Genomic DNA, 3775 nt, shown 5'->3' with positions numbered 1-3775 from the left:
GAAGCCATTGTTCAGCAGTCAAATCGGTTGAATAAGCACGGCGATTCATCCGGCAAAGGTAAATCTCTATGTTTTTACCCTATACCCTCTAAGAGGATAAAGCCCTCCGAGCGCACGAAGGGCAGCCAGGAAACCAGGGCCGCCGACCAGGCGGGGCGGTCGGCCATTGCCAGGGCCACGGCCGCCACCAATACCAGCCCGAACAGCGGCTCTGTGAGGCCCGAAAACTGGATGATGAAGTAGCCGGGCATGGCGTAGGCAAACAGCACGGCCAGCTCCGGCGCGGGCAGGCGCAGGGCCCGTGCCACCACAAACGCGCACCACACCGACGCGGCCACCACGCCGCACTGGAATAGCTTCATGCCGATAAAACCCGCCTGCGCCGGCCCGGCGGCCAGGAGCGTGAACAACGGCTTGGCCCACGAATCCAGCAGGTTGAGGGGGTGCGCGAAGGCGTAGTGCGCAAACAAGTAGTGCTGCACGCTGTCGCCCGAATCGTAGGTTGACTTCGTGCGGAAGGCAACCGCCACGGATAGCCCCAGCAAACCGGCCAGGAGCAGCCGGGCGCGGCGGCCGGAACCGGTCGGAATAAAGCGAGGATTCATAAAAGACTCCCGGAAAACGAGGTGCGGCAAAGCTACGCGCAGCTACGGATTTGGTCAAACCCCTAAAAACTACTGCAATCCGCTTGGCCATCTCCCAAAATAAAGGTACCTTTGTGTCCGTTTTTCCCGAAGCCTAACCGGTTTCGGGTTTATTTTCAATTGTTTAGCTTACCTATTTTCCGACTCATGGACCACCTGAGCTTCAAGACGACCCACGTCAACAAGGCCAACGCCCAGAAAAGCTGGGTTATCGTCGATGCCAGCGTAGCCCCGCTGGGCCGCGTGTGCAGCCAGATTGCCAACATCCTGCGCGGCAAGCACAAGCCTTCTTTCACCCCGAATTCCGACTGCGGCGACAGCGTCATCGTCATCAATGCGGACCAGGTGCGCCTGACGGGCAAGAAAATGACCGAAAAGGTCTACATCACCCACTCGGGCTACCCCGGCGGCCAGAAGCGCCGCACCGTGCGCGAGCAGCTGAACCGCGACTCGCGCCGCGTGATTGAGCACGCCGTAAAAGGCATGCTGCAAGGCAACAAGCTCGGGGCCGCCCAGTACCGCAACATGTACGTGTACGCCGGCACCGAGCACCCCCACGAGGCCCAGCAGCCCCGCACCATCGAACTCACCAACCTGTAGGCCAACGTCGGCCCCGGGCCTTTTCAATTCATTCATTAAATGGCAATTACCAACACCTCTGGTAGAAGAAAAACCTCGGTGGCCCGCATTTACATGCAGGCCGGGCAAGGGAATATCACTATCAACGACCGGGACATCAAGGCTTACTTCAGCAACGAGCTGCTGGAGAACGTGGTGAACCAACCCCTCGCTATCCTCGAGCAAGTCGGCCAGTACGACATCAAGGTGAACGTGAAGGGCGGCGGCATCTCGGCCCAGGCCGAGGCCATCCGCCTGGCCATCACCAAAGCCTTGGTGAGCGACAACGCCGAAACCCGCCCGGCCCTGAAAAAGGAAGGTTTCCTGACCCGCGACCCGCGGATGGTGGAACGCAAAAAGTTCGGCAAGCGCAAAGCCCGTCGTTCGTTCCAGTTCTCGAAACGCTAAAACCAGGAGGACCCGTATCATGGCTCAGACAACCTATAAAGACCTGCTCGAAGCAGGCTCGCATTTTGGCCACCTCACCCGCAAGTGGGACCCCAAAATGGCGCCGTACATCTTCATGGAGAAGAACGGCATCCACATCATCGACCTGAACAAGACGCTGGTTTCGCTGGAGTACGCCTCCACCGCCATCCGCAACATCGCCAAAAGCGGCCGCAAAATCATGTTTGTGGCCACCAAAAAGCAGGCCCAGGAGATTGTGACCACCGAAGCCGAGCGCCTAAAGATGCCCTTCGTCACCGACCGGTGGCTGGGCGGCATGCTCACCAACTTCGCCACGGTGCGCAAGTCGCTGAAGAAAATGTCGACCATCGACAAGATGGTGAAAGAGAACACGGCCTACGCCGCCCTCGCCAAGCGCGAGAAGCTGATGATGTCGCGTGAGCGTGCCAAGCTCGACCGTGTGCTGGGTGGCATTGCCGACCTCGGCCGCCTGCCCGCCGCCCTGTTCGTGGTGGACGTGAAGCGCGAGCACATCGCCGTGAAAGAAGCTCAGAAATTGGGCATTCCGGTGTTCGCCATGTGCGACACCAACTCGAACCCCGAGTTGGTTCAGTTCCCGATTCCGGCCAACGACGACGCCTCGAAGTCGATTCAGCTCATCGTGGGCGTGATTGGCAAGGCGATTGAAGAAGGCCTGTCGGAGCGCAAGGTGGACAAGGAGGACGCCGACCGCAAGGAGGCCGACGAAGCCGCCATTGCCGAGAAAACTGCTGCCGACGAGGAATAAGCGCCTTTTCGCTCTTTGAAAGAAGGGAACCTTCGCGAAGCCGTTGGCTCCGGGGGTTCCCTTCTTCTTTTGATTTTACACCCAACCCCCACTTACTCTAATGGCCGCCATTACCGCCGCAGACGTAAACAAGCTCCGCACCATGACCGGTGCGGGCATGATGGATTGCAAAAAAGCCCTCGTGGAAGCCGACGGCGACTTCGAAGCCGCCCGCGATATCCTCCGCAAGCACGGCCAGAAAATTGCCGACAAGCGCGCCGAAAACGAAACGTCGGAGGGCCTGGTGCTCGTGAACGTGAGCGAAGACGGCACCACCGGCAAGCTGGTGGCCCTGGCCTGCGAAACCGAATCGGTGGCCAAAGTGGCCAACTTCCGCGAGCTGGCCCAGCAAATCCTGGACACGGCCGTGCGCACCAACGCCGGCACCAAAGAGGACCTGCTGGCCGCCAAAGCTGCCGACGGCCTGACCGTGCAAGAGCACGTGACGGACCTGATGGGCAAAATCGGCGAGAAGCTGGACGTGACCTACGCCACGCTCACCGCGGAGAAAGTAGCTTCTTATGTGCACTCCGACAGCAAGAAAGGCGTGCTCGTGGGCCTGAAGAACGTGGGCGGCGCTGAAACCAGCGAAGTAGGCCGCGACGTGGCCATGCAAATCGTGGCCATGAAGCCCGTTGCCGTGGACAAAGACGGCGTGGACTCCGCCACGGTAGAGCGCGAAATCGAAGTGGGTAAGGAGCAGGCCCGCGCCGAAGGCAAGCCCGAGGCCATGCTGGAGAAAATCGCCCAGGGCAAGCTCAACAAGTTCTACAAAGACAACACGCTCCTGAACCAGGAATTCGTGAAGGACAACTCCAAAACCATCGCCCAGCTGCTCGACGGCACGTCGAAAGGCATGACGGTTTCGGACTTCAAGCGCGTGGCTATCGGTGCTTAATTGCCGCTTTTAGGTAAATTGGAAGCCCGCTGGCATTGTGCCAGCGGGCTTTTTTATTGTGGCTATGAATGTTCCTCTCCAAATTTCCAATAAACTGTCACAAATCGGTATTGTACTGGCTATAGTTCTTAGCACACTATTAGTGGATGGGTTAGTAGTGGCTTGGCTGTGGGTCGTAGGGGTTGATTTTGCTATAATGGATAGAGTGGTGCCAGGAGAATCCGGGTTTCACATAAATCCACTTTCAAATAGTTACAAATGGTTGCTAGGCGTAATACTCGTAATTTACTCTACCCTACTATTTTTACAGACCTTTGACAGACCACTAGTTGTCGGAGCAGCCATTCTAATAGAGCTACGACCAGTCGGACCATTTTGTGG

6 protein-coding genes are annotated in these 3775 nt (G+C 58.1%); 5 read left to right on the top strand and 1 reads right to left on the bottom strand.

All coding sequences use genetic code 11. The features are described from left to right. Positions 1–74 precede the first annotated feature (74 nt). On the bottom strand, positions 75–605 hold the full coding sequence (locus HNP98_RS21460; protein WP_173812253.1) for a hypothetical protein: 531 nt from the start codon (positions 603–605) through the stop codon (positions 75–77). 186 nt (positions 606–791) lie between these two features. On the opposite strand from HNP98_RS21460, the gene rplM reads away from it, so the two are divergent. From rplM to HNP98_RS21650, 5 genes are all read left to right on the top strand, one after another. Then, complete coding sequence (gene rplM / locus HNP98_RS21455) at positions 792–1244, top strand: 50S ribosomal protein L13 (protein ID WP_173812251.1); 453 nt, start codon at positions 792–794, stop codon at positions 1242–1244. Positions 1245–1283: 39 nt separating this feature from the next. Continuing rightward, positions 1284–1670: a 30S ribosomal protein S9 gene (rpsI, locus tag HNP98_RS21450; RefSeq protein WP_173812249.1), complete on the top strand. Its 387-nt coding sequence runs from the start codon at positions 1284–1286 to the stop codon at positions 1668–1670. Positions 1671–1689: 19 nt separating this feature from the next. Continuing rightward, positions 1690–2457, top strand: coding sequence for a 30S ribosomal protein S2 (gene rpsB / locus HNP98_RS21445; protein ID WP_068236152.1), 768 nt, complete (start codon positions 1690–1692; stop codon positions 2455–2457). A gap of 100 nt (positions 2458–2557) precedes the next feature. Continuing rightward, complete coding sequence (gene tsf, locus HNP98_RS21440; RefSeq protein WP_173812248.1) at positions 2558–3394, top strand: translation elongation factor Ts; 837 nt, start codon at positions 2558–2560, stop codon at positions 3392–3394. A gap of 64 nt (positions 3395–3458) precedes the next feature. Then, positions 3459–3775 (top strand): hypothetical protein (locus HNP98_RS21650; RefSeq protein WP_217425870.1); only part of this gene is annotated, 317 nt, incomplete at its 3' end.

Origin of the sequence: Hymenobacter caeli (assembly GCF_013294115.1) — a bacterium.
Classification (GTDB): domain Bacteria; phylum Bacteroidota; class Bacteroidia; order Cytophagales; family Hymenobacteraceae; genus Hymenobacter; species Hymenobacter caeli.
Note: the sequence above shows the minus strand (reverse complement) of the source record. Positions and strands in the feature narration are given on the sequence as shown.